The 25,710-nt window shown below is 41.3% G+C and carries 21 protein-coding genes and 1 pseudogene; 13 read left to right on the forward strand and 9 right to left on the reverse strand.

Annotated elements, in window-relative coordinates; all coding sequences use genetic code 11:
* Positions 1-30: 30 nt before the first annotated feature.
* On the reverse strand, positions 31-687 hold the full coding sequence (locus tag HYD28_03245) for a DUF2959 domain-containing protein (protein QLE08060.1): 657 nt from the start codon (positions 685-687) through the stop codon (positions 31-33).
* 86 nt (positions 688-773) lie between these two features.
* On the opposite strand from HYD28_03245, the gene HYD28_03250 reads away from it, so the two are divergent.
* Genes HYD28_03250 through HYD28_03260 form a run of 3 tightly spaced genes read left to right on the forward strand, consistent with a single transcriptional unit; the run spans position 774 to position 3,050 of the window.
* Positions 774-1,646 (forward strand): virulence factor BrkB family protein, encoded by an 873-nt coding sequence (locus tag HYD28_03250; protein QLE08061.1) that lies wholly within the window; start codon positions 774-776, stop codon positions 1,644-1,646.
* 25 nt (positions 1,647-1,671) lie between these two features.
* Positions 1,672-2,625: an alpha/beta fold hydrolase gene (locus HYD28_03255; GenBank protein QLE08062.1), complete on the forward strand. Its 954-nt coding sequence runs from the start codon at positions 1,672-1,674 to the stop codon at positions 2,623-2,625.
* Positions 2,613-3,050: a D-tyrosyl-tRNA(Tyr) deacylase gene (locus HYD28_03260; GenBank protein QLE08063.1), complete on the forward strand. Its 438-nt coding sequence runs from the start codon at positions 2,613-2,615 to the stop codon at positions 3,048-3,050. The genes HYD28_03255 and HYD28_03260 overlap by 13 nt, the downstream gene beginning before the upstream one ends.
* Before the next feature lie 168 nt (positions 3,051-3,218).
* On the opposite strand, the gene HYD28_03265 is transcribed toward HYD28_03260, so the two are convergent.
* Positions 3,219-3,908 (reverse strand): SAM-dependent methyltransferase, encoded by a 690-nt coding sequence (locus tag HYD28_03265; GenBank protein ID QLE08064.1) that lies wholly within the window; start codon positions 3,906-3,908, stop codon positions 3,219-3,221.
* A 228-nt stretch (positions 3,909-4,136) separates the two neighbouring features.
* Here HYD28_03265 and HYD28_03270 point away from each other — a divergent pair, with 228 nt between their 5' ends.
* Positions 4,137-5,030, forward strand: a complete 894-nt coding sequence (locus HYD28_03270) for a YiiD C-terminal domain-containing protein (protein QLE08065.1) — start codon at positions 4,137-4,139, stop codon at positions 5,028-5,030.
* Between the two features lie 44 nt (positions 5,031-5,074).
* Here HYD28_03270 and HYD28_03275 read toward each other — a convergent pair whose 3' ends face one another.
* The 5 genes from HYD28_03275 to HYD28_03295 form a co-directional block, all read right to left on the reverse strand.
* Positions 5,075-6,112 carry a phospholipase A gene (locus HYD28_03275; GenBank protein ID QLE08066.1) on the reverse strand — a complete coding sequence of 346 codons (1,038 nt, stop codon included), beginning with the start codon at positions 6,110-6,112 and terminating at the stop codon, positions 5,075-5,077.
* Between the two features lie 186 nt (positions 6,113-6,298).
* Positions 6,299-7,417, reverse strand: coding sequence for a succinylglutamate desuccinylase/aspartoacylase family protein (locus HYD28_03280; protein ID QLE08067.1), 1,119 nt, complete (start codon positions 7,415-7,417; stop codon positions 6,299-6,301).
* 5 nt (positions 7,418-7,422) lie between these two features.
* Entirely contained in the window at positions 7,423-8,628 is a 1,206-nt protein-coding gene (locus tag HYD28_03285; protein ID QLE08068.1) for a PLP-dependent decarboxylase, read from the reverse strand.
* A complete protein-coding gene (locus tag HYD28_03290; protein QLE08069.1) occupies positions 8,628-9,368 on the reverse strand; it encodes a 2,3,4,5-tetrahydropyridine-2,6-dicarboxylate N-succinyltransferase in 741 nt (246 codons plus the stop codon). The genes HYD28_03285 and HYD28_03290 overlap by 1 nt, the downstream gene beginning before the upstream one ends.
* 14 nt (positions 9,369-9,382) lie before the next feature.
* Positions 9,383-10,267 (reverse strand): 4-hydroxy-tetrahydrodipicolinate synthase, encoded by an 885-nt coding sequence (locus HYD28_03295; protein ID QLE08070.1) that lies wholly within the window; start codon positions 10,265-10,267, stop codon positions 9,383-9,385.
* 517 nt (positions 10,268-10,784) lie between these two features.
* Here HYD28_03295 and HYD28_03300 point away from each other — a divergent pair.
* From HYD28_03300 to HYD28_03330, 7 genes and pseudogenes are all read left to right on the forward strand, one after another.
* Positions 10,785-11,480 (forward strand): DNA-3-methyladenine glycosylase I, encoded by a 696-nt coding sequence (locus tag HYD28_03300; GenBank protein QLE08071.1) that lies wholly within the window; start codon positions 10,785-10,787, stop codon positions 11,478-11,480.
* 8 nt (positions 11,481-11,488) lie between these two features.
* Positions 11,489-12,901 (forward strand): YdiU family protein, encoded by a 1,413-nt coding sequence (locus tag HYD28_03305; GenBank protein ID QLE08072.1) that lies wholly within the window; start codon positions 11,489-11,491, stop codon positions 12,899-12,901.
* A 325-nt stretch (positions 12,902-13,226) separates the two neighbouring features.
* Complete coding sequence (locus HYD28_03310; GenBank protein ID QLE08073.1) at positions 13,227-14,285, forward strand: OmpA family protein; 1,059 nt, start codon at positions 13,227-13,229, stop codon at positions 14,283-14,285.
* Between the two features lie 452 nt (positions 14,286-14,737).
* Positions 14,738-15,808, forward strand: coding sequence for an OmpA family protein (locus HYD28_03315; protein QLE08074.1), 1,071 nt, complete (start codon positions 14,738-14,740; stop codon positions 15,806-15,808).
* A gap of 294 nt (positions 15,809-16,102) precedes the next feature.
* Positions 16,103-18,701, forward strand: a pseudogene (gene acnB, locus HYD28_03320) (bifunctional aconitate hydratase 2/2-methylisocitrate dehydratase).
* A gap of 196 nt (positions 18,702-18,897) precedes the next feature.
* Entirely contained in the window at positions 18,898-19,530 is a 633-nt protein-coding gene (locus tag HYD28_03325; GenBank protein QLE08075.1) for a 2OG-Fe dioxygenase family protein, read from the forward strand.
* Positions 19,531-19,539: 9 nt separating this feature from the next.
* Entirely contained in the window at positions 19,540-20,778 is a 1,239-nt protein-coding gene (locus tag HYD28_03330; protein ID QLE08076.1) for a cysteine desulfurase-like protein, read from the forward strand.
* A gap of 110 nt (positions 20,779-20,888) precedes the next feature.
* Here the strand turns inward: HYD28_03330 and HYD28_03335 are convergent, their stop codons facing one another.
* Both HYD28_03335 and HYD28_03340 read right to left on the reverse strand, forming a co-directional pair.
* Positions 20,889-21,470 carry a hypothetical protein gene (locus tag HYD28_03335; GenBank protein QLE08077.1) on the reverse strand — a complete coding sequence of 194 codons (582 nt, stop codon included), beginning with the start codon at positions 21,468-21,470 and terminating at the stop codon, positions 20,889-20,891.
* Between the two features lie 148 nt (positions 21,471-21,618).
* The gene (locus HYD28_03340; protein ID QLE08078.1) at positions 21,619-23,661 is read right to left on the reverse strand and encodes a glycoside hydrolase family 97 protein; all 2,043 of its coding nucleotides are present in this window, start codon (positions 23,659-23,661) and stop codon (positions 21,619-21,621) included.
* Between the two features lie 161 nt (positions 23,662-23,822).
* On the opposite strand from HYD28_03340, the gene HYD28_03345 reads away from it, so the two are divergent.
* A complete protein-coding gene (locus HYD28_03345) occupies positions 23,823-24,437 on the forward strand; it encodes a methylamine utilization protein (GenBank protein ID QLE08079.1) in 615 nt (204 codons plus the stop codon).
* Positions 24,427-25,656 (forward strand): hypothetical protein, encoded by a 1,230-nt coding sequence (locus tag HYD28_03350; protein QLE08080.1) that lies wholly within the window; start codon positions 24,427-24,429, stop codon positions 25,654-25,656. The genes HYD28_03345 and HYD28_03350 overlap by 11 nt, the downstream gene beginning before the upstream one ends.
* Positions 25,657-25,710: the final 54 nt, after the last annotated feature.

The raw sequence follows: 25,710 nt of genomic DNA on the forward strand, positions 1-25,710 counted from the left end.
TAGGCTTTTTTTACTAATAGCTTGAGTTGGTTAGCCCGCTTTATTCATTTGCTCAATGAACTTATTAGAGTCTTCAATTGATTTGTTCATGTCATCCATTAACACTTTTATATCGCGTTTTAGGCTTGTGAACTCACCTTTGATTGCAGTAACGGCCTGCGCATTGAGGTTATGTTTTAAATACAGAACATTATCATGTAGTGATGATAATACCGGCTCCATTTTGCTTTCTGCACTGCGCATTGAGCGAAGTAGTTGATCAAATTGGCGCTTAGTTGCATTGAGCTTTTTGCTGCTTTCACGTTTTAGTGAGGCGCTTTTGTATTGCTCTAGCTCATCGGCCCATTCATCAAATAGGGCTTCAGCTACATCTTCTACTTTATTGATGTTACTTGTTACATCATTCGCTGCCGCTAAGCTCGACTCGTAGTCATCATTAAGTTGATTGTAGGCATCTTGTAGTTCACCACCTTCAAAGTTGATTAGTGTGGTTAATCTATCTAATGCTGATTGAAACTCTTCTTGCGATTCTTGCTGCGCCTCTTTTGTTTCTTCTACGCGATCAACTAAAATGTCGCGCTTATGCACACCGACAGACTCCATGGCTGAGTAATAAGCTGACTGACAGCCTGTTAATGCCATTGTTACTGCAAATAGTGGTGCACTTAAAAGTGTCAGTTTTTTCATTGAGAATCCTTTTTAGGTACCTGTCATTTCAAATTATGTGGTGGATTGCTATGATTATCAAAACATTTTAGCAGAAATTAGATTCTATGGATGAGAAGCTCAGTCGTTATAAGCTGCAAATAAGCATTTTCTTGAAGCAACAACCTACTTGGTGGATGCAGTATCTTAATCGTTGTATTGACGATCAAATCACTGTAAATGCTGGTTATTTGGCTTATGTAACCCTGTTATCAATCGTACCTTTAGTGGCTGTCGGTGTGGCAATCTTTTCTGCTTTTCCTGGGTTCGAAAGCACATTGGTGACCATAGAAAACTTTTTGTTTACTAATCTTGTGCCGACCTCTACAGATGTAATTAAAGAGCATATCAGTGCTTTTGCAGGTAATGCTAATAAAATGACTGCTGTCGGTGTGGGCTTTTTAGCAGCGGTTTCCTTACTACTTATCCGGAATGTTGATGCTACATTAAACCGAATTTGGCGTATTAAGAAAAAACGCCCAATGATGATTTCGTTTGCCGTATACTGGATGGTGCTCAGTTTAGGCCCTGTACTACTAGGTGCAAGTATTGGTGTGACCTCATACATTGTCTCTTTAGTGTCATTTGCTGATCAGGGGATTCCCGGGTTTAGCGGCTTTTTATTGAAATTATTACCTTACATAATTTCAATGATTGGCTTCATTATGCTCTATACTTTAGTTCCTAACACACGAGTTCCATTTAGAGCGGCAATTCCGGGCGCTTTGTTTGCAGCTATGTTGTTTGAGCTGACAAAAAAAGGCTTTGCTTTGTACATCAGTCACTTCCCATCGTACGAGGTTATTTATGGGGCGTTGGCAACAATACCTATTCTGTTTGTATGGGTGTATTTGTCGTGGATTGTCGTATTACTCGGTGCAGAATTTACTGTATGTATCAGCCCTGAGAATATTGAGGACACGCCTGATATAGAGGTTTAAATATACTGCACCTAAGGAGAGCGAGGTGCAGTTACATCCACATTATGTTGCTAACCGTGACTATCATTTGAGTGTTGGTGATGGTCATCAAATCCATGTTCAAGAATATGGTGCGTCTACGGGAATTGCAGTGGTGTTATGTCATGGCGGTCCTGGCGCGGGGCTGTGCCCAGAAAATTGCCGCTTTTTCGACTTAGAACGTTTTCGGGTGATCATGTTCAGCCAGCGTGGCTGTGGTCATTCTACACCCCATGATATATCTAAAAATACCACTTCCGAATTAGTCGCAGACCTTGAGCTCTTACGCAACCAGTTAGGTATTGATAAGTGGCTTGTTTGTGGCGAATCTTGGGGCGCCACGTTGGCACTTGTATACGCAATAAATCATCGGGAACATATTGCAGGACTTATTTTACGGGCCAGCTTTCTAGCTTGTAATAGCGACTTTGAATGGCTCTATACAAAAAATGGAGCCGGCGCGCATTTTTATCCAGAGTGCTTCAATGAGTTTGCGCACAATTACTCCGATTGGCATGCCTTACTCGATTTTTATCAGCAACAGTTAAACAGTGACGATCAAATAAAAGCAAGTAAATTTGCCAAACTATGGTGTCATTGGGAACAGGTGCTGTGCCATGGTGAGCCATTAACAAACTGGGGTTTACAAGAGCCCCTTGTAGGGTTAAATCAAGCAAGGTTAATGGTGCATTATTTTCGTAATCACTGCTTTATCGAAGAGGCCTTTATCGCAGAAAATGCACATTTACTTACTCATTTACCTATTTGGTTTATTCATGGCCGCGCCGATTTGATCTGTCGATATAGTGCGGTACAGCAGCTTGCTGAACAGTTAAATGCACAATTATTGATTTTAGATGGCATTGGGCACAGCAGCGATAATCAGGTATATTTGGCGGCAATGCGACGTGCCGCAGATTTAATGTATATCAAGTTATCGAGGGATCAATGCAAGGCTTAATTCAAAGAGTAAAACAGGCAAAAGTAGAAGTGGCAGGTGAAGTAGTCGGTGAGATTTCACAAGGTATTTTGCTGCTATTGGGTGTTGAAAAACAAGACACCGAGCAAAGCGCTCAGAAGCTTTTACATAAAGTCAGTAATTACCGCATTTTTACCGACGAACAAGGAAAGATGAATTTAAGTTTGAAGGATATTAAGGGTGAGCTATTAGTGGTTTCGCAGTTTACGTTAGCAGCTGATACTAAAAAGGGCATGCGTCCGAGCTTCTCAAGTGCTGGCACACCTGAACAAGCAAATACGCTCTATGAGTATTTTATCGCTGAAGCTAAAAAATCGGGCCTAACAGTCGCTGCTGGGCGTTTTGGTGCTGATATGCAAGTAAGCTTATGCAACGATGGTCCAGTTACTTTTAATTTAGCTGTGTAATACCAACTCGCAATAATACTTAATCATTTTGAGGGATTAAACCTCTCGCTAACTGCGTTAAAAATTTCTCATTTAGAACAACTAAATAACGAAATTTTTGCCTTGTTATCAACGAGGTTTATTGCCTCAAAATAGACTACTTAATTAAGCGGGTTGGTATAAGTATTTTTACTTTTTGATCATCACTATGTGGTTCACATAGTCTGGGATTTTCACAATACTTGGGCGCTTACCAAACTCGGTGATCAGTAGGTGCTCAAGTTGCTTTAGTTGCGATGGGTGATTAGATAAAAAATTAATAAATAATAAACCACCTTTTGCCATTGCAGCTCTTAATTTAGTGTAAAACTGGTGCTTATATAAAAATAGCGGTGCGTCTACTTCACTGAATAAATCTAAGATAATCCAATTGTATTTGTTATTTTGCTCTAAAACTTGTTGCGCATCAAAACAGTGTAGATTATTGGCATGATCGCCACCAAAGTAGCGTTTATAGCAGTGGATTATGTCGGGATTTTTATCAACTGATGTCAGCTGGCTGTCGGGGTAGGTGTGCTGTAAGTAGTTACGAATAGCACCGCCACCTAACCCTAATTCTAAAATTTTTTTAGGCTCTTCTAAGTCTTGCCAAAGCTTTGCAAGGTATTGTAAATGAGAAAAAAGCAACCTCGCAGGGCGACGTTTCTCAATGACGGATTGTAGAGTTTCGTTGATCAGTAACCAGCGTAATTGGTTAAGTTGTCTAACTTGAATACTGTAATTGCCTTGCTTATGCCAATAGATGAGTTGCCCTAATCGGTGGCAGTCCTCAATAAAACTATGTTTTACTGCGCCACTGGGTTCAATAAAATGTTCCATATTTCGGGCCTTTAGCTATTTATTTATAAAAATAAGACAATTATTTCAGCATAGACCAGTAGGCATAAAGTGCAATTGTGCATTAGTTTTTACAGCTTGGAATAATAATTTAGACTGGGTCACCAAAGTATTATTCCAACTTGTTAGAAGATCGCGTATCGTAATTCGCATTCCAAAGGCCACGTGAGAAAAACAACAGACAGTGGCTGAATTATCACAGGAGTTTTTATGTTTAAAGTGACCACCCCACAAAGCAGCGAAGATTGGCAAGCGTATTATTCACTACGTTGGCAGGTTTTAAGAGCGCCTTGGGGCGAGCCGCGTGGTTCTGAGCAAGATGACTTGGAGCAAGACGCAGAGCACCGCTTTATCAAAAATAATGACGGCGAAGTTTTAGGTGTAGCTCGCCTACATTTTAATAATCATCAGCAAGCGCAAGTTCGCTATATGGCGGTGGCTGAAGGTAACCGTAACCAGCATATCGGTAGTCGTTTATTACATGAATTAGAAAAAATAGCATGGACTCAAGATGCCGATGAATTGGTATTGTTTGCTCGTGAACGCGCGCTTGATTTCTACAAGCGCCATGGCTACGAAGTAAAAGAAAAAGCGCATCTCGCGTATGACGATGTGCAGCACTGGAAAATGGTAAAACAAAAACCGTCTGAACCGGGTTGGTTTCGTCATCCAAACTGGACACAAGTACTACAAAATACTTGGCGTGAGTCGATTCCAATCAGTGATGCGATGGGGATTAAAGTTGAAAGCTATACTGATTGGCAGTTTACTACTCGTGCTGATTTAGATGCGAACTTAAACCTTCATAATACAATGTTTGCTGGTTCTATTTATAGTTTAGCAACGCTAACAGGGTGGGGGGCAACTTACCTTGCGCTGAAAGAAGCAGGCCTTGAAGGAAATATCGTGTTAGCTGATGCTAATATTAAATACCTTAAGCCACTGAATAACGACCCTCGCGGGAGCGTTGAATTGGCTGGTTGTAAAGGTAAGTTAGCGGATTTAGAGTCTAATGGTAAAGCAAGCTACCATGTGCCAGTGAATGTATATGATGGTGATGTGTTAGTTGCTGAATTTGAAGGCCACTTCATCGTTAAAAAATAACGACTATTTAGAGCGAGCTAACTAAAGCTCGCTCTTTATTACAGTTAAAGCAAGTCAGTTAACAGAATACCGACACCAAAGCGTTCAATATCAGCATTGTAGTCAATCAAGCTCTCGCCATAGCCATTAAAGTATTGTGCGTAACCACGTAACCTGCCCCAAAGAGGAAAAGACCAATCTAACTGGATTGCACCACGGTTATCTGAGTTTAAGTTATTACGCGTCATAAAGCTGAATTCATGCTCGTTGTAACGGTATGCACCTGAGAATTCAAAATAACCCATGTATTTGTAGATATCTGGATTATCATCGCCACGTGCTTTTAGCTCATCATCTTTTTTATCTTCAGGAATGCGATACCACGGCTTAAAGCTAAATACAAAGCCATCTTTTTCCCATAAGAAATCAGCATAGATACGGTTCCACGAGCGTGAATTAGGTTGGCTTCGACCATTAGATTGATGCGAGGCACCAATTGCGATTGCCATTTCATCACCCCACAGTACATGCTCAGGATCAAGATAGTTCATCCAGAATATCTCCGGTTCGTAATTGGTTTCACGAAATGGTGATGAAATATCTTTGTTATAAAACTGCCAAAACGACTGCAATGTAAAAGCAAAAAAGATACCTTGGTCTTTATCTGAGAAGCCTTCGAAGATAGGTACTTTAATTGATAGTTGGTATTTCACTTCAAGGTTATCGAGTGGTTCGCCATCGACCTCTTCAGCAAGGTCTTTTAAACCATCAAAAGGGCGCTCATTAGGGTTAGACACGTAAGAGAGCGGTAAAATGTAGTTACGCTTATGTGGAGTGATTACATTACGGTTTTTCTTGCTCACTTCTTCACGAGCTTTGCGTTTGTCTAAAGCCGTGAGCTTTTTGCTCTCGTCTAAGTCAGAGCACTTTTTACGAAGTTCTTCGAGTGTTTGTTTACCGTCACCGCCAATAGCTTCGTTCAAAATACACTGCTTTACGAGTTCTAGCGCGTCATCTTGTTCGTTAGTTTGTGGTTGTTCAGTTTGAGCGAATACAGGTACAGAAAATAAGCCAGCGGCTGCCAGCCAAATGCGCCATCCCATTGCAGTTCCCTTTCAGTAGACTTGTAAGTAGGTATAATTATAACGATTTTTACATAAGTAACCGTGAACTTGTACTGAATTGTTGAAATTTTGGGTAAATAGAGAGCCCCAAGCTAAGCTTGGAGCTCTACTGTAACGGCCTAAGGGCATAAGCCGTCGACTCTCACGCAATGAGAAGGTGTGAGCTTATAGCTCAAATACGTTTGTAAAAAACTTATAAAGTTCAGTGCCTTGATTCACGCTTGCTGAAGCAAAATGCAAAATAGCGATGGCGTCTTTATCAAAACTTAATGTTTGAAGGGGTTGCTCAGAAAGGTAGCGCTCCATTCGTAAAATGTGGGCTATAGGCTCGCCTGCTTTTACATGGCCTCCAAGCGGGGCAAGATATTCCACCATGCCACCCATAGGCGCATAGTAAGCAACATAATCTTCAAGCATACAGGCATAGCGTGTTATCGCTTTTGGTTTATAAGCAGCATCCACAAATACCTCTTTGTAAGTGAGGTAACTTAAAATACTATTTGCATCTTCAAGGGCTGCACTTAAATCGATTTTTTCTTGGCTACCTAATTCAACGGTAAATGCTTCAACTTGAACTGCAAATTCACGGCCTTGTTTGGCAAGTTCTTCAGAAAGCGACCACCAAGGACAGAAGCTCGCTTCATCCATCGCTCCATCAAAGTCACTTGGGATCAATAAGATATGTTCAATGTTGAAATAGCTTGCGCTGTCTTTGGCATATTCTGGGCAATAGAGGTGCTGACTTGAGATAGGTCCTGTGTGTAGGTCTAAAACAATATCCGCCTGATGCGCAAGCTTTTGCAGGTTCAGAGCAATGCGCTTACCTGTTGTTAGGCTGTAGTCAGGACCGGTTAGTTGGCTGTCGATGTCAGTAACGAGTGCCTCTTTGAATGCAGCTTTAAGAGTCGCATCATCACTGCCTTTGTGCAGTTCAGCTATCTGTGAGGGTAATGCTTTGTTAAAGCGGTACATGCGGTTCCAGTTGGTACCAGTAATAGGATCGAAGCGACCCAGAGTAAACTCACCTGATTTTTGGTTACAACCAATTGGGTTGGCATAAGGCACAAGAGTAATGTCGCCACGTAGCTTTAGAGATTTTAGCTGTTCAAGTAACTGATAAATTACTGCATTACCTTGTACTTCTGCGCCATGCATATTAGCTTGTATATACACGCTTGGTCCTGTGCCATCGCCTTTTAAGCGATACACAGGGATTGTCAGTGGAAGGCCGTTGGCAATCTCGCCAACCACAATATTCTCTTGGCTGATTAGTTCTTTACTCATGGCGATTACCTTAAATAATAGCTAGCATCTTCAGCGCTACGGATGCACTCAATACTGCCTTGTTCAAGGATGTATTCAGCTGCTAATTCGTGGCATAAAAAGTACGGCATACTTTCGGTAAAGCCGTATGCGCCACACTGGCTGAATACCAACCAGTCTTGCTCATTTAAATCGCTAGCTAAGAGGTGCTCACCTAAGCAATCAAGCGCGGTGCAAAGTGGGCCGTATAACGTCATTACTGCAGGCTCAGCCATCGATTCGCGTAGTAACGCTGCAGGAAAATCTTGGCTTGTCACAGCTGGGCGAAGTAAATGGTTAATACCGCCTGATAAAATCACCTGCTGTTGATTGTAATTTTCTTTACGCTCAACAATCGGCGTTACGTAATGACCACATTCGCCCACTGCATAGCGACCAAGTTCCATCCAAAGCTCATTGACACCGGCATCCGCTTTAATGCTCGCCAGAGTCTCGATAAGTGCAGACCAATCAAGTCGGTTAGCATCTTGAGTATAAGGAATGCCTAGGCCACCACCCAAATCGAGAACATTAAGGTTAATATTTAATGAGTTAGCGAGTCGTTGTAATGGCTCAATCATGGCACGCCATAGCTCAGCGAGTTTATCGGTGCTGAGCATGTTGCCCCATTGGAAAATATGCAGACCATCAAAGTTAAGTGCTGGGTAATTACTTACTGTTAGTGCTTGCCATTCATCACAGCCCAAACCAAAGGGGGTGAGACTATCGCCGCCAAGTGGGTTCTTTTCACTGTCTGGCCAACGTAGTTGTACACGCAATAATACTTGCAGCTGGCAATTTGCTTTTGTTGCTTGTTCGTTTAACCAGCGAACTTGGTTAATGCTCTCTGCCACAAAAGTACGTACACCGCGAGCAATAAAATGTGAAATTTGTTTAGGGCTCTTTGCAGGCCCAGTATTGAGCACGCGCTCGCTATCGATGCCTTGAGCAAGTACTTGCTCAAGTTCACCTTTACTTGCAACATCAAAATTAAACCCTGCGCTGTCTAAACATTGAATAATGCGAGACAGCGGGTTGGCCTTGACTGCGTACCAAAGTTTCACATCGGTTTGCGCCGTCAGTTGATTTAAATGTGCAGTTAATTTATCTAAATCATAGATAAAAAATGGCGTATCAAGGTGCGTTGCTACTTGTTCAACTGCTTGCTTGATGGGCGTGCTCATAAAGCTCATTAACGTAAAACCTCTTCTAACAGTAATGATGCATCGCTTTGTTCATCTCGGTATTTCACGATCAATGCACAAGACATGCTTAGGCCTTGCTCACGAGCCCATGCGTTTGAAGCAGGACGAGAACCTGGGATCACAATCGCGTTTTCTGGGATTGCTTCACCTTTGTTTAGCTGGCGCTCATTAATACAGTCGTAGACTGGAATGGTTGCAGATAAACGCACACCCGGCGCAAGTACCGCGCCTCTTTTCACAACTACACCTTCAACAATTACGCAGCCTGCGCCGATGAATGCATCATCCTCAATAACCACTGGGCTTGCACCAATAGGCTCAAGCACGCCACCTAATTGTACTGCTGCACTTAGGTGAACATTTTTACCCACTTGTGCACATGAACCCACTAATGCGTGGCTGTCGACCATAGTACCTTCGTCGATGAACGCGCCAATATTCACATACGCTGGTGGCATAATAATAGTGCCTTTAGCAACGTGTGCACCACGACGAACACTGCTACCACCTGGTACCATACGTACGCCTGCATCTGCTGCAAAGCCTTGTGGTGCTAAGTTGTGCTTATCAACAAAACCACCTGGGAACTCGGTGTTAGTGCCATTTTTAAATGCTTCTAAAATGCCTTGTTTAACTTCAATATTAGCATGCCAGTTGCCGTTCTCGTCTTGTGTTGCTGCGCGAACTGCGCCTGATTCTAAGTTGTTTAATAATTCTAACCAGCTCATGATAAAACCTGTTTTTAGTTCCAAGATAAAATAGTGTTATTTGCGTGGGTGATGCCGTCTGTTTGCTCAAGCTCTAAATGCGTAAGTGGCGGACGTAAATGCGGGGTATTTATTTTACCTTGCAGGTGCATCAGTACTTTTACGGGGATTGGGTTTGCTACAGCAAATAGACTTTGAATTGCTTGCGACCAATCAGTGAATAGATTTGGGTATTGACCACTTAAACAGCGTTTAACAAACTCATGGGTTTGGCTTGGCCAAGCATTAGCGGCAACCGAAACTAAACCTTTTGCACCGGCTTGAGCAAAATACGGCATAAGTGCATCATCGCCACTGAAAATGGCAAGTTTTGGCGATGCCGTTCTAAAGCCTTCAAACTTGCTAATATCGCCGCTGGCTTCTTTTAAAGCCCAAAGGTTTTTGTGGTCGGCAAGGTTTTTAATTACCTGTGGTGAAATTTCAACTGCGCTGCGCCCTGGTACGTTATACAACATACAAGGGTGATGACTTGCGTTAAGTAGGCTTTCAAACCAATGTGTTTGACCCACAACACCAGGTTTTGCATACAGAGGTGAGCCTAACAGGTAGCCATGAATTGGCAGCTGATTGCAGTATTCAACCCATGCAATTTGCTGCTTTAGGTTCATGCCACCCACAGCGATCATCAGTGGCACACTCGGTGCCAATTGGCAAACATGCTCGACAATGGCTTGTTGTTCTTTAAGTGAAAGCGCTAGTCCTTCACCGGTACTGCCAAGCAATAAAATGCCGTTATTTGCGGCTTGCTGTTCAGTGACCAGTTGCTCTAGGGCCGTGTAATCGACCTCGCCAGATTCAGAAAATGGCGTGACAAGCGCTGTCCATAATGGATAGTCATTTAAATCAAAATTGTTGATCATCTCTCACGAACTTATAAGGTATTCGAAGAGTATATGCGGGAACATTTGAATGGGGCCGCATGTCGTCATTCGAACAAGGTATAATTCGAAGAGCGAATGGGCTTAAAATAATAAAGACGCGACGGCCTTATTATACTAAGACCAGAAGCTCTCCACCAAACTAATCAATAGCGCTTTGCTATTGTTGGTGACAGTCGCTGGGATTCAGCCCAGTCGCCCGAAATAAGCACCTCACAAACGGTGTTACTTCTCGGCGTTAATTCCCCTCACGTATGATCAACAGAGTCTGTGCTCTTCCCATACGTTACCTGAATAACGCACCTCTTCCAGCCCTTTATGCTCGCTTTTAAGGTAAAAGCCAACATAGTTAAATAGGGTATTGGCGGCGATTAAAGCATTTTAGCCATCTAGGTGTCAAGCTGATGAGTTTGTTTTTTAGTGACCAATTTTGCAACATGGTTACGTATAACCGTGTTTTTACGTACACTTAGCGTTAACCAAATAAATTGGAAAAATGATGGAAAAATTTAACGATATTTATCAGCGAGCCGTATCTCGAAAGGGTAGCGAAGACATGCTGCGTGCACTGCTATCAAACCCGCTCGATGATACTGATATTGCCAAAATGCATGATGATTTATGGTTAGAAGAGTTTACTCGTAAAATCTTTCAAAGTGGTTTTTATTGGTCAGTTATTAACAATAAATGGGCTGGTTTTTGCGAAGTGTTTTGGGATTTTAGCATTGAAAAATTGTTAATGATGCCGCCGGATATGCTCGAGCAAAAAGCCAGTGATGAACGAATTGTTCGTAATTTTAAAAAAGTACAAACAATCCCTGAAAATGCGTATATGATCCATGAAGTCGCGGAGAAACATGGCAGCTTTAGTCAGTTTATTGCTGACTGGCCAAGTGATAATATTATTGGGTTATGGGCTTATCTCAAAAAGCATGGTGCACGTTTAGGCGGGAATACTGGCCCATACGCTTTACGGGCGCTAGGTAAAGATACCTTCTTGCTTTCTCGTGATGTAGAAGCCTACTTGCGTGCCCACGAGTTGATAGACGGTGGCTTACAAACTAAAAAGTCACTACAGTCAGCGCAAAACTTCTTCAATGAATTACAACAGCAAAGTGGCTATAGTCTGCAGGCACTTAGTCAGCTTGTTGCCTATGGTGTAGGTGATAACCGCGTAGGTGTAGCAACGCGTTAAGGAAAATTATGAAACTGCAACCTCGATACACAGACATTAGTGAACTGCTCACGATTGAAGATATGCCTAGTGCTGTAGCTGAGCCTAAATTGCTACTGTTTAATGATCAGTTAGCTGATAATTTTTCGATTAATCATGACAGCGAGTTTTTAGCTAAATTCTTAACTGGTTCAACAATAAGTAACGACGTTGCACCAGTTGCACTTGGTTACTCAGGTCATCAATTTGGTCATTTTTCACCGCGTCTGGGTGATGGCAGAGCACATTTACTTGGTGCTATTGCAGATCAAGATGGCACATTGTGGGACTTACAGCTAAAAGGCGCTGGCGCAACTGTATTTTCTCGTGGTGGTGATGGTCGCTGTGCAATTGGTCCTGCGGTGCGAGAATATATTATGAGTGAAGCTCTTAATGCTCTAGGTATTGCTACTACACGTTGTTTAGCAGTCGTTGCTACCGGTGAAACCGTATATCGCCAACCGCCTCGTACAGGCGCCGTAGTTACTCGTTTAGCTAAAAGTCATATTCGTGTCGGCTCATTTCAATACTTAGCAACGCAAGGGGATATTGAAGGGCTAGAAAAGCTGGTCGATTACGCAATTAATTGTCATTTCTCTGAAATTAGCAGTGCTGGTGAGCAACGCTACATTGAGTTTTTAACTGCTGTATTAGATAAACAAGTTGAGCTGGTCGTAAGTTGGATGCGAGTTGGCTTTATACATGGTGTAATGAATACCGACAACACTTTGATTAGTGGTGAAACTATCGATTATGGCCCATGTGCGATGATGAACCAGTTTGACCTAGACACGGTGTTCAGTTCGATTGATCACCAAGGGCGCTATTCATTTGGTAATCAGCCCAATATTGCCAATTGGAATGTTGCGCGTTTAGCTGAAAGCTTGATTCCTTTATTTGATGAGCAAGATGGTGCCGTAGAAAAACTTTCGTCGGTTGTGAATGGTTTTGCTGATAAATTTAATGATGCATTTAATGCTATGTGGCAGCAGAAATTAGGGTTAGCAGGTCAGCAAGAAGGTGATCATGTTTTGGTTTCAGAATTACTTGCTTTAATGAAGCAGCATCAACTTGATTATACCAATACATTTAATGCACTCACTGAATCTTTAGTAAGTGATTTTACTGTGGATTATAGGTTGAAAGGGTGGGTTTTAAAGTGGAAGCTAAGAACAACTGCTGAAAGTTACAGCGTCATGAGAGCCGTTAATCCTGCAGTCATCCCGCGTAATCATAATATAGAAAGCATAATAGCTGAATTTGAAAAAGCAGGTAGTAGCTTATTATTAAATGATTTTCTTGAAGTGATTTCAGAGCCATACACATACTTTAAAGAACATCAAAGTTGGTACGAGTTGCCAAGTGATGGTGACAAAAACTATCAAACTTTCTGTGGCACATAAATGATAGTTACACCTCTGAAAGAAAAAAGTTATTTATCGCTTTAAAATGTTCGTAGATTGAGCAGGACATTGACTGGTGATATCATTGATTTAAAGTAAATTATTGCTTTAAGTGGTGTTACACTACTATGCTGGTAGTTTGAAAGTTTTAATTAGTATAAATTGCCACTGAATAGATTACTTTTATTAATAGTAAAGTATTAGTAAATATAAAGTATAGCTGTTTATAAAATTTCATTAAATTAGTTTTTAAGCTGCTATATAGTTTTAAGTACTCGAAATACATTAGCTTCAATAGCTTTATTGTGAAAATGGGAAGGAAATAATGAAACTAAAATCACTTACTATTGCGTTAGCACTTGCTGCAACTAGTACAACAGGCTTCGCTGCCGAAAAAGAAGGTTTTTATATTGGCGCATTCGGCGATTACTATGATAACTCTTGGGAAAATGTTCGCGATTATCCGCCAGGTGGATTAAATGTAGATGATTCAACTGGATGGGGTCTGGAATTAGGTTATCGTTTTAGCGATTATTGGAGCGCTCGTTTAGAGTACGCTGATATGGACTTCGATTGGAATGCAGAGCTTAATGATGGCACATCTGTAAGTGGTTCAGAAAGCGGCAAGCGCTACGGTATCGATGCGCTATACCATTTAGGTGGCGGCCCTTTCTACGGTATTTTCGGTCTTAAAAATCTGGATGCAGTTGACGAAGATCTAATGTTCGCAAACGTAGGTGCTGGTTACCAGCACTACTTCACAGATAACTTTGCTTTTAATGCTGAAACATCTTTATACCAAGGTCTTGATCGTGGTTATACAGATGTTGGTGCTAAACTGGGTATTAGCTATATCTTTGGCGATCAAAGTGCGCCTGCTCCGGTAGAGCCTGCACCTGTAGTCGCTGCACCAACTGACAGTGATAATGACGGTGTAATGGATGCAGATGATCAGTGTGCAAACACACCGATGACTGATGCTGTCGACAGCACTGGTTGTACTCTATATGAAGAAAAAGAGGCAACTATAACTTTACTAGTTACGTTCCCGCATGACGTTGCAGAAGTACCTAATCAATACTTTAGCGACATTGCAGATGTTGCAGCCTTTATGAAAGAAAATGAAGGTACTTCAGTAGTACTTGAAGGGCATGCATCAGCAGTTGGTGACGCTGATTACAACATGATGCTTTCTGAAAAGCGTGCTAAAGATGTTGCTGAAGAGCTAGTTAAAGACGGCATTTCTTCAGATAGAATCTCTACGGTTGGCTATGGTGAAGAGCGTTTGAAAAATAAAGCGTATACACTTGAGGCACATGCAGAGAATCGTCGCGTAGAAGCTCAAATCACGAGCGTTGAAAAAGTTAAAGTACTTCGTAAGTAAGTTATTATATTTAAGGTAGAAATTCCTTATTTAATTAATAATATATAACTAGGGCCGGACTAATTTTATTAGTCCGGCCTTTTTTTGAATGAAATTCAATATTTACTTTCCTAAGAAACAAGTTAATCTTAATTTGTACCAATTTTAGATGTAATAACCATCATATATTGATATGAATCACCTAATCAAAGTTCAAATTATTGTAGTATGGTGTTTAATCACCTTGTTGAATTATTATTAGGTTATATAATTATTTTTAATGACGTGTAATTTGCACCAGTCCGACATGGATTATTAAGGTGCTTTATGTCGCTGTATTTAGTTGATGCTATGGAATTATAAAAATTTACTAGTTGTTTGAGTTTATTAAGTTTGGATTAATTACTCATCACCTATCTTGACTGAGTGTAGGCTACACTGCCTTTAGTTACTAAAATGGAAGGGAATGAAACATGAAACTAAAATCACTAACTATAGCTTTAGCGCTTGCTGCAACAAGTGCTTCAGGTATCGCTGCAGAAAAACAAGGTTTTTATATAGGCGCATTTGGCGATTATTATGATAACTCTTGGGAAAATATCCGTGACTATCCACCTGGCGGTTTAGATGTAGATGACTCAACTGGGTGGGGTTTGGAATTAGGTTACCGCTTCAGCGATTATTGGAGTGCTCGTTTAGAATATGCTGATATGGATTTTGACTGGAGCGCTGAAACCACAGCCGGTACCACTGTAAGTGGCTCTGAAAGTGGTAAGCGTTACGGTATTGATGGCTTATATCATTTTGGCGGTGGTCCTTTCTACGGTATTTTTGGTTTAAAAAATCTTGATGCTGTTGATGAAGATCTAATGTTTGCTAACGTAGGTGCCGGTTACCAACATTACTTCACCGATAACTTTGCATTCAACGCTGAAACATCTTTATATCAAGGTCTTGACCGTGGTTACACAGATGTTGGTGCAAAGCTAGGTCTTAGCTATATATTTGGTGATCAAAGCGCTCCTGCTGAGCCAGTAGAGCCAGCTCCAACTGTTGTTCCTGTAGCTGTTGAGCCAGTAGATAGCGATGGAGATAATATCCCAGATGCTGATGACCAGTGTGCAAATACACCAATGACAGATGCTGTTGATGGTACTGGTTGTACATTGTATGAAGACCGTGAAGTGTCTAAGACTTTACTAATCACATTCCCTAACAATACATCTAAAGTATCTCAACAATACTTAGACGATATTGATGCTGCTGCTGCGTTTTTGAAAGAGCACCCAGGAACAGACGTAGTACTTGAAGGTCACTCTTCGTCAGTAGGTAAAGCTGACTACAACAAGTGGTTATCTAAAAAACGTGCTGATGCTGTTGCTAAGAAACTAATTGAAGATGGCATTGACCCAATGCGTCTTACTACTGTTGGTTTAGGTGAAGAGCGTCTTAAAAACCCAGCAAATACGCCAGAAGCTCACGCTGAAAACCGTCGTGTTGAAGCGAAAGTGACTGTTATTGAGCGTGTTAAAGTAGAGCGTTAATCTAACCCTTTACGCAAATTTTAAAACCCAGCCTAGTGCTGGGTTTTTTCATTTTAAAGCCCTAGAAATTGATAGATAGGAATGATTCTTAATAAATATTCATTTGAATAGCGTTTTTTTCTAGTACTATTCATGCTATTTATAGTGAGTATTAAAGCCTCTAACTACAGCATGGATTTTCATCTATACTTAAAAGCTTTATAATTAACCGTCAGAATACTATAAGTACTGGGTCTTAATTGGTATTTAGCTTACTACTACCGAGTACTTTCACGTCACCAAGAGGGCAATATTGTGCTACAAGAATATCGTAAACACGTAGAAGAACGTGCCGCGTTAGGTATCGTACCAGCGCCATTAGATGCTCAGCAAACGGCTGATCTTATTGAACTAATCAAAAATCCACCGGCAGGCGAAGAAGAATTTATTGTTGATCTTCTAGTTAATCGCGTACCACCAGGTGTTGATGATGCTGCTTACATCAAAGCAGGTTTCTTAGCTGCAGTTGCAAAAGGTGAAGCGAGCTCTCCACTTGTATCAAAAGAAAAAGCAGCTGAGCTACTTGGTACTATGTTAGGTGGTTACAACATCGCACCTATGATTGATCTTTTAGATGACGAAGCGCTAGCACCAATCGTTGTTAAAGGTTTATCAAACACATTATTAATGTTCGATGCTTTCTACGATGTAGAAGAAAAAGCGAAAGCAGGTAACGAGTTTGCTAAGCAAGTAATCGAATCTTGGGCAAATGCTGAGTGGTTTGTAAACAAGCCTGCAGTTGCTGAAAAAATCTCAGTTACAGTATTCAAAGTAACTGGCGAAACAAATACTGATGACCTTTCTCCTGCACCTGATGCATGGTCACGTCCTGATATTCCACTACATGCTTTAGCAATGCTGAAGAATGAACGTGATGGCATCAATCCTGACAAACCAGGTGAAGTTGGTCCAATCGCACAGCTAGAAGAGCTTAAAACGAAAGGTTTACCTCTTGCATACGTTGGTGATGTAGTTGGTACGGGTTCTTCTCGTAAATCTGCAACTAACTCTGTACTTTGGTTCATGGGTGATGATATTCCTCACGTACCAAACAAACGCGTTGGTGGTGTATGTTTAGGCGGTAAAATCGCTCCTATCTTCTTCAACACAATGGAAGACTCTGGTGCGTTACCAATTGAGCTACCTGTTGATGAGCTAAACATGGGTGACCAAATCGATATCTTCCCATACGAAGGTGTTGTTAAGCGTCACGGTACAGATGAAGTTATCTCTACTTTCTCTCTTAAATCAGACGTAATTCTTGATGAAGTTCGTGCTGGCGGTCGTATTCCACTTATCATCGGTCGTGGTTTAACTGATAAAGCGCGTGCATCACTAGGTATGGAAGCTGAAGATATCTTCCGTAAGCCAGCTCTTGTAACTGATTCTGGTAAAGGCTTCACATTAGCTCAGAAGATGGTTGGTAAAGCATGTAACATGCCTGGCGTACGTCCTGGTCAATACTGTGAGCCGAAAATGACAACTGTTGGTTTCGCAAGATACAACAGGTCCTATGACGCGTGACGAACTTAAAGATCTAGCGTGTTTAGGTTTCTCTGCAGATTTAACAATGCAGTCTTTCTGTCATACGTCAGCTTATCCTAAACCAATCGACGTAAATACTCACCACACACTTCCTGATTTTATCATGAACCGTGGCGGTGTATCACTACGTCCAGGTGACGGTGTAATCCACTCATGGTTAAACCGTATGTTATTACCAGATACAGTAGGTACTGGTGGTGACTCGCATACTCGTTTCCCTCTAGGTATTTCATTCCCTGCGGGTTCTGGTGCGGTAGCATTCGCAGCAGCAACTGGTGTAATGCCTCTTGATATGCCAGAGTCAATCTTAGTACGTTTCAAAGGTGAAATGCAGCCAGGTATCACATTACGTGACCTAGTTCATGCTATCCCTTACTACGGTATCAAAGAAGGACTTCTAACTGTTGAGAAGAAAGGTAAAATCAACGAATTTTCTGGTCGTGTGCTAGAAATCGAAGGTGTTGAGCACCTAACTGTTGAGCAAGCTTTCGAACTTTCTGATGCGTCAGCTGAACGTTCAGCTGCAGGTTGTACAGTTAAGCTTTCTAAAGAGTCTATCGCTGAATACCTAGAGTCAAACATCGTAATGCTTAAGTGGATGATCTCTGAAGGTTACGGTGATGTGCGTACTATTGAGCGTCGTATCAATGCAATGCAAGAGTGGTTAGCTAACCCTGAACTTATGGAAGCTGATGCTGACGCAGAGTACAAACATGTACTTGAAATTGATCTTGCTGACATCAAAGAGCCAATCCTTTGTGCTCCAAATGATCCTGATGATGCACGTCTTCTTTCAGACGTAACAGGCGAGAAAATCGACGAAGTATTCATCGGTTCTTGTATGACTAACATCGGTCACTTCCGTGCTGCAGGTAAATTACTAGATGGCTTCAGTGGTCGTATCCCAACTCAACTTTGGGTTGCACCACCAACGAAGATGGATAAAGACCAGCTTACTGACGAAGGTTATTACGGTATCTTTGGTCGCGTAGGTGCACGTATCGAAACTCCAGGGTGTTCACTATGTATGGGTAACCAAGCACGTGTTGCTGATAAAGCAACTGTTGTTTCTACCTCTACGCGTAACTTCCCTAACCGTCTAGGTACTGGCGCGAACGTATTCTTAGCATCAGCAGAGCTTGCTGCAGTAGCAGCAATCCTAGGTAAATTACCTACACCTGCTGAGTACCAAGAGTATGCAGATAAGATCAATGCAACGGCAGCTGATACATATCGTTACCTGAACTTCCACCGTATGCCTCAATACACTAAAAAGGCAGACCAAGTAATCGTTCAACAAGCTGTTTAATTAGAGATAAATTAAATTGCAAGAAAAGCCCGCATTAAGCGGGCTTTTTATTTTAGATAAAATTTCTAAATTACTTGTTTATTCGATCTTAAAACTACATAAACAATCATTGCTGTTTACATAATAACGCAAAAATTTCCTATCAATTGCATTAAAATCCTCGCCAATATTCTCAACGTATTAAGGCGAGATCTAAATGACTACATTAAACAACCAGAACCTTCTACAACTTCGTTTTGTAAGCCAAACGCATATTGACGCAGTAAAACCTTCTTTTGCTAACCTACCTGCGAATCCATACGCAGATGGTGAGTTTCGTAAGCGTCGTTATTCAGTAATTAAAGTTGTTGATGGAGAATTAAAATTACAACCAACAAAAGCATTCGTGCAAGATGACTCAATTAATACCTTTCAAGGTAATGTTGAGCGTACTTATGAAAATCTAGAAGATAGCTTATTAGCGACTGTTGGCATGAAGCAAATCGTTAATCAGTTTCGTGATATGACAGGTATTAGCGATGACCGCAATATTGAAATTCACCAATTTAGAATGCTTGCTATCGACAGCGACACACCTGCTGCGCCTGAAGGTGTTCACCAAGATGGTTTTGATCACGTTTGTGTATGTGGTGTATCACATGAAAACCTAGAAGGTGGTGAGCTACTTGTTTATGAGCACCAACAAGCTGAGCCATGTTTCAAAATGGAAATTAAGGACGGCATGTTTGCGCTTATTAATGACCGTGAAGTATGGCATAACGCAACCCCAATGAATAAATTAGACGCAAGCAAAGAAGGTTACCTTGATTGCTTCGTACTAACTGCGTAAGGGTATATCATGAACTTAACGCAATTACGTCGCCAATTCCCTGCGCTTATGCAACAAGTTGCCGGTCAGTCACCGATTTTCCTTGATGGCCCGGGTGGCTCTCAAGTGCCACAGTCAGTTTTAAGTGCCATGACTGCTTATTTGGGTTACTACAACTCAAACTTAGGCGGTGCATTTTTCTCAAGTGACAAAACAGTAGAGTTAATGGCAAACGCTCGCCAAGCTGCAGCCGACTTATTAAATGCGCCATCTAAAGAGCAAATCGTGTTTGGTGCAAACATGACAAGCTTAACGTTTAGCTTTAGCCGTGCAATCTCGCGCGATTGGACTGCAGGTGATGAAATTATCGTCACCAATGCTGATCACTTCTCAAATGTATCATCTTGGCAGCAAGCTGCTGAAGATAAAGGTGCTACTGTAAAAACTGCCCTTATCAACGAAGCTGATTGCAGCTTAGATATGGCACACTTGGAAAGCCTTTTATCTAACAAAACAAAGCTTGTTGCAGTGACATATGCATCGAACACTACTGGCTCAATTAATGATATTAAACGCATTGTTGAGCTTGCTCATGCGGTTGGTGCGTTAGTTTATGTTGATGCCGTTCATTACGCACCTCATGAGCTTGTGGATGTACAAGCACTTGATTGCGACTTCTTAGCCTGCTCTGCATACAAGTTCTTTGGCCCTCACCTTGGTATTGTATATGGCAAACGTGAGCACCTAGAAGGTTTCAGGCCATATAAAGTTGAGCCTGCAAAAGATGTTGCGCCAGGTCGCTGGGAAACTGGAACACAAAGCTTTGAAGCATTGGCTGGCTTAATTGCTGCTGTGGACTACATTGCTGCAATTAGTGAGCTTGATGATAGTCACTCACGCCGAGATAAATTAGCTGCTGCATTTGCTATCACTAAACAACACGAAATGGCATTAAGTAAGCATTTCTTAACGCGTTTGGCTGATTATCCGCGTATCAAGTTGTTCGGTATTGATGCTTTAGATCGTTTATCTGAGCGTACACCGACTTTTGCACTAACTTTTGCAGACATTGAGCCACGTATTGTTTCTGAGTTTTTAGGTAAGCAGCACATTTGTGTGTGGGATGGTAACTTCTATGCCCAAGGCTTATGTAAGCAGCTAGGGGTATTAGAAACCGGCGGCGTAGTTCGCATTGGTTGTATGCACTACAACACTATTGAAGAGCTCGATAAAGTTTTTGATTTATTTGATCAATTACTAGCAGATTAAAGCCGAGCTTTTAGCTTCAAACCTTAAGTTATAAGCAGCCCTAGTAGGCTGCTTTTTTATGGGGGGAGATCTACAGAGCAGTCAGTTACTTATAGTTTAAGTTGTTACAGTTATGAGTTATCAAGAAAACTAGTTTTAAAGTGCTTTCTGGCTTTGAAAGGTGCTGAAGCAATGATGAAATTTAAAGAAAGTAACAAGATAACTATTAAGATGGTTAGCCAGTTTAAAGCCATCTGAATGAGAGTAGGAGGTTCATAAAATCCAAAATGCATGAAATCGGCAATTAAAATTTTATTTTTATAAATTAGGCTGTTACAAAAATTGCCAAGTGCAAAAAAAGATATACTAACCAGAAATAGCATAGTAGTTATAGTTGCCACTTTGAGCTTTAAAATATTTACCTTTATATATTTCGTTAAAAAATATAGCAATACTAAAAACGCAATACTGCTTACAAAGAGCGTGGCACCTAGCCCCAGAGTTAGTAGATTTGAAACCACCCATACTGGCTTTACAGTTATTGGCAAATCATTCGGATTTATGTCGTCAGTCACTAAAAAGATATAAATAGACATATAAGTCAAAATACTGATTACAGTGATCGGAATATGCCAAAGTAATTCACGTTTTTCTTTTTTACGAGCTGTTTTATGTGCGGTATTTCTCTGTGCAAGTCTTTCTAAAGGATCCATTCTTTACTTACTTGAGTAATCATTCAAAAAATTTACCTTTGAGAAAGGTAAATTGCAAGTGAGCATAGCCATTACTAGTGCTCCTATTTCTCAAAGCAAATAAAAAAGCGCGACATCAAATGCCGCGCTTTTCATAATTTTTAGCAACTTACATCGCTTTAAATCGAATCGCTGTGCCGCCACTGGTAGCAAGCTTTAACGTCAAGTTATCATCAGCAGTAACAATGCGTTTTTCTACTTTTAAGTCGTAAGGGTTATTAACCCACTGTGCTTTATCACCGTCACGGTAGATTTGCGCTTCAAACTTTTTGCCTTTATCTAAGAAGTCTAATTTCACTTCTAAAGTGCGGGCTTTTTCGTCTGTGACAGCGCCTAGATACCAGTCGTTACCTGAGTATTGCTCACGCTTGCGCTCTTTACGTGCAAATACAACGTAATCGCCAACTTCGCCTTGTAGTGCAATACTTTGTTGCCAATCAGTTGGTACGTCCTGAATAAACTGAAATGCATCTGGCTTGGCCAAGTAATTACGTGGTAAATCAGCGGCCATTTGAATTGGGCTGTACATTACAACATATAGCGCTAATTGCTTCGCTAGAGTTGTTTGTGGGCGATTGGTATCGGCACCTAGACCGTTAAAGCCCATATCAAAAATACCTGGTGTGAAGTCCATTGGGCCGGCAAGCATACGGGTGAAAGCAAGCATTGGAATGTGCTCAGGTGGGTTCGGCGGTGTACCCCATGCGTTAAACTCTTGGCCACGAGCACCTTCACGAGCAATCCAGTTCGGGTATGTACGACGTAGGCCAGTATCTTTTACTGGCTCATGCGTATTGATACTAATCTTATGCTTAGCAGCAAGTTTCACGTTGTATAGGTACTCGTTTACCATGAACTGACCATCGTGCCATTCTTTACGCACAATGCCGTTTTCATCGATACGCTTGATGTTACCACCGTCAGCTACATAACCTGTTTTAACTTGGCTTACATTTGATTTTTCATATAACGCAAATGCAGCTTCCATTTGGTTACGGTAGTTAGTCACGTTACCTGAAGTTTCGTGGTGACCAATTAATTGCACGCCTTTTTCTTTGCCGTAACGTGTTAGCTCTTCAATATCAAAGTCGTCATAAGGTTGAGTAAAGCTAAATACATCACCGTTATAAAACCAGTCGCCATCCCAGCCAATATTCCAGCCTTCGACTAGCACGCCATCAAAGCCATATTTAGCAGCGAAATCCATATAATATTTAGTGTTTGCAGTGGTTGCACCATGAATTTTACCGCTACCCCAAGTATTTTCATTGATGTGCATACCCCACCAAATACCTACGTATTTACCCGGTTTAACCCAAGATACATCACCGAGTTTATTCGGCTCGTTTAGGTTTAAGATGATATCAGAATTGATTAAATCAACGGCTTCATCACCAATTTGAATTGTACGCCAAGGTGTATTGAATGCGCCGTGCTTTTTAACTGCTACACCGTCTGACCAAGGTGTTAAATCTGCTTGGAAAGTACCATCACGACGTTGATTTAAAACCATACCTGCATAATCAACAAGGGCAGCTTCGTGAATACTGATATGCACACCCTCTTTATTTTTTAAAGTAAATGGTGTGTGCACAAGTGCGGCTTTATGAAGTGGGGTAGTGTTATAAACATACTCATAACGGTTCCAACCTCGGGCGGGGATCCACCAAGCTGTTGCATCTGATGAATCTGTAATAGCAAACTCTGTAAGCTCTTTAGTGATTTCTACATCATCATAGCCAGCTTGTTTTGGTAATTCGTATCGAAAACCTACACCATCATTAAAAGCGCGAAAACGTACTGTAAACGTGCCACCTTGTGGTTGTGGCTTTTTAAAGGTAACAGCGACTTCGTTATGGTTATCAACTACCGTTTGGCGCTCACCCCAAGGTTGCTCCCAGCTGCTTTTTACCGAATCAGTGGTTTGGCTGCTAATTTTGTAACCTTCGCTCATTGCTGGTTGTTGTTTAAAAACAAGACCTAACGAAGAGTTAGCAATGACTTGTTTACCTGCAAAGCTGATTTCGTAGCTAGGTGTGTGTTGCTCATCTGAGATAGTTACTTTGATCTGCCCATCAGGTGAACTGACGGTTGTGGTTTGTGCTAGGCAAGTACCTGAAAAGGCTGCTAACATTAAGGCAGTTAATCGCATTGTTGTTCCTTGGCGGCTTATGGTTATGGATTGTTGTCACGTATTCACATACATCCTTAAAGCATAAAGTGACTTGCCGGTTAATACGAGAGATCTGCATACGTATTCAACAAAGTGAACGCTGCGATACCAAGTCCAGCACCTAAAAAGGTTTAGCAAAAATGACAAGAATAACCCTGTTGCTACTACTATTGTTTAGTCAATGTTTATTGGCACAGCAAATACAGATAGTTGATAAGCAGAATCAACCTCTCAAAAATGCCGTGGTTTGGCTTAAAGGTTCAAAACAAGTTACAGCTCTTGATAGTCATTACACTATGAGTCAAAAAAAACGTGCCTTTGTGCCTCATGTGCTGGCAGTGCCACAAGGGGCTAATGTTGAGTTTCCTAACCTTGATTCAATCATGCACCACGTTTATTCATTTTCTAAAACAAAGCAATTTGAGTTAAAGCTTTACCACGATAAACCAGAAAAACCGATTAACTTTGCACAAACAGGCGTTGTCGAGCTTGGCTGTAACATTCATGACTGGATGCTGGGTTATATTGTAGTCGTTGATGGCGGTATTTATGGGCAAACCGATGAGCAAGGTATGGTTGAACTAAGCTTACCTGAAGGTAAGTTTACTTTGGCTGTTTGGCATGACCGATTTAATGATATCAGCACACCAGAAACCATCGAGATCAAAAACACGGCTAAGCAATTAAGTTATCAGTTAAAACAAACTTTATTACCAAAATTAGAACTAAGCAGCGACGAATTTGATGATTATTAATAAATGGCACGCCTTGGCATTATTTAGTGTTGTGGGGTTACCTATACAGGCCTTTGCCGAGCATGATGGGCAGCTAACCGTAACGGCTGTGCGTGGCGACCAACTGTCGAGCTATCAGCGTAAGGGAATCGGCTTATACCGTTATGACCAAGAGCATGATGGTGTCGTAATATCACAAGCTATGCTAAGTAGTCGTTTTGAATTAAATAGCGATTGGTCTGCGCATACTGTGCTTAACGCTCATCCAGATCCTGAACTGACAGTAGGCTTTACTCAGGCTTATTTACAATATCAGCCTCTTACTGCAAGTCGCTACAAATGGGCTGTTAAAGCTGGTGGCTTTTATCCAAAAATGTCACTAGAGAATCCACAAAGTGGCTGGATGTCACCTTATAACTATACTAATTCTGCGATTAATACATGGATTGGTGAAGAGGTACGTGCTTTTGGTTTAGAGGCAAGCATTAAGCGCCCAGGTCGACAGTTTAGAAGTAACCACAGCTTTGAAGGGGTTGCCTCGGTGTTTAAAGGCAATGATCCCGCCGGTACTTTATTGTCATGGCGGGGCTTTGCTATGCATGATAGGCAAACTACCTTTAATGAACGTATTGATTTTGCAACCCCTAATTCATTTAATTGGTATCAGTTAAGTAAGCAAGCTGAGCATGTTGAGCCTTTCGAAGAAGTTGATGGCCGCTTTGGTTATTACGTTGGCGCGCATTGGGATTATCAGAAGCGATCGCAATTACGTGTTTATTATTATGATAACAATGGCGATCCAGGTGCTTTGAATACCGATACTGGTCAATACGCATGGGATACTCGCTTTTTAAGCGTTGCTTGGCTATATAAAGTTAATAAGCAAACACGCATTATTGCGCAATTGTTAGATGGTAAAACTTCAATGGGCCCTCACCGTGGGGTAGATAATGATTTTTATAGTCATTTTGTTTTATTAAGCCACAAGTTAGACCAGCATCGTCTCACAATTAGGTATGATTATTTCAAGGTTAGCGATCATGATGATTGGCAATTTGATCCTAACCAAAGTCGTGGAGAAGCTTTAACCGCAAGTTGGCGTTATCAACTGTCAACTCAGTGGCAAGTAGGTGCTGAATATTCAGTGCTGAGCAGTGACGCTCAAAACAGACCCGGTATGGGATTTAATGAGCATAACTCGCAGCAGCAATTGCAATTTTCAGCGAGTTGGTTTTTTTAATTTCATACACTTTTTTAGTTTTTCTACTAACATTCTAATGAACGTGCTGATTAG

Source organism: Pseudoalteromonas shioyasakiensis, assembly GCA_013391845.1.
Taxonomy (GTDB): Bacteria; Pseudomonadota; Gammaproteobacteria; order Enterobacterales; family Alteromonadaceae; genus Pseudoalteromonas; species Pseudoalteromonas apostichopi.

Bases quoted from the DNA above. Each gene is read 5' to 3' on its own strand.
- HYD28_03245 (QLE08060.1), bottom strand. From the start codon at position 687: ATGAAAAAACTGACACTTTTAAGTGCACCACTATTTGCAGTAACAATG.
- HYD28_03250 (QLE08061.1), top strand. From the start codon at position 774: ATGGATGAGAAGCTCAGTCGTTATAAGCTGCAAATAAGCATTTTCTTG.
- HYD28_03260 (QLE08063.1), top strand. From the start codon at position 2,613: ATGCAAGGCTTAATTCAAAGAGTAAAACAGGCAAAAGTAGAAGTGGCA.
- HYD28_03265 (QLE08064.1), bottom strand. From the start codon at position 3,908: ATGGAACATTTTATTGAACCCAGTGGCGCAGTAAAACATAGTTTTATT.
- HYD28_03270 (QLE08065.1), top strand. From the start codon at position 4,137: ATGTTTAAAGTGACCACCCCACAAAGCAGCGAAGATTGGCAAGCGTAT.
- HYD28_03275 (QLE08066.1), bottom strand. From the start codon at position 6,112: ATGGGATGGCGCATTTGGCTGGCAGCCGCTGGCTTATTTTCTGTACCT.
- HYD28_03280 (QLE08067.1), bottom strand. From the start codon at position 7,417: ATGAGTAAAGAACTAATCAGCCAAGAGAATATTGTGGTTGGCGAGATT.
- HYD28_03285 (QLE08068.1), bottom strand. From the start codon at position 8,628: ATGAGCTTTATGAGCACGCCCATCAAGCAAGCAGTTGAACAAGTAGCA.
- HYD28_03290 (QLE08069.1), bottom strand. From the start codon at position 9,368: ATGAGCTGGTTAGAATTATTAAACAACTTAGAATCAGGCGCAGTTCGC.
- HYD28_03295 (QLE08070.1), bottom strand. From the start codon at position 10,267: ATGATCAACAATTTTGATTTAAATGACTATCCATTATGGACAGCGCTT.
- HYD28_03300 (QLE08071.1), top strand. From the start codon at position 10,785: ATGGAAAAATTTAACGATATTTATCAGCGAGCCGTATCTCGAAAGGGT.
- HYD28_03305 (QLE08072.1), top strand. From the start codon at position 11,489: ATGAAACTGCAACCTCGATACACAGACATTAGTGAACTGCTCACGATT.
- HYD28_03310 (QLE08073.1), top strand. From the start codon at position 13,227: ATGAAACTAAAATCACTTACTATTGCGTTAGCACTTGCTGCAACTAGT.
- HYD28_03315 (QLE08074.1), top strand. From the start codon at position 14,738: ATGAAACTAAAATCACTAACTATAGCTTTAGCGCTTGCTGCAACAAGT.
- HYD28_03325 (QLE08075.1), top strand. From the start codon at position 18,898: ATGACTACATTAAACAACCAGAACCTTCTACAACTTCGTTTTGTAAGC.
- HYD28_03330 (QLE08076.1), top strand. From the start codon at position 19,540: ATGAACTTAACGCAATTACGTCGCCAATTCCCTGCGCTTATGCAACAA.
- HYD28_03335 (QLE08077.1), bottom strand. From the start codon at position 21,470: ATGGATCCTTTAGAAAGACTTGCACAGAGAAATACCGCACATAAAACA.
- HYD28_03340 (QLE08078.1), bottom strand. From the start codon at position 23,661: ATGCGATTAACTGCCTTAATGTTAGCAGCCTTTTCAGGTACTTGCCTA.
- HYD28_03345 (QLE08079.1), top strand. From the start codon at position 23,823: ATGACAAGAATAACCCTGTTGCTACTACTATTGTTTAGTCAATGTTTA.
- HYD28_03350 (QLE08080.1), top strand. From the start codon at position 24,427: ATGATTATTAATAAATGGCACGCCTTGGCATTATTTAGTGTTGTGGGG.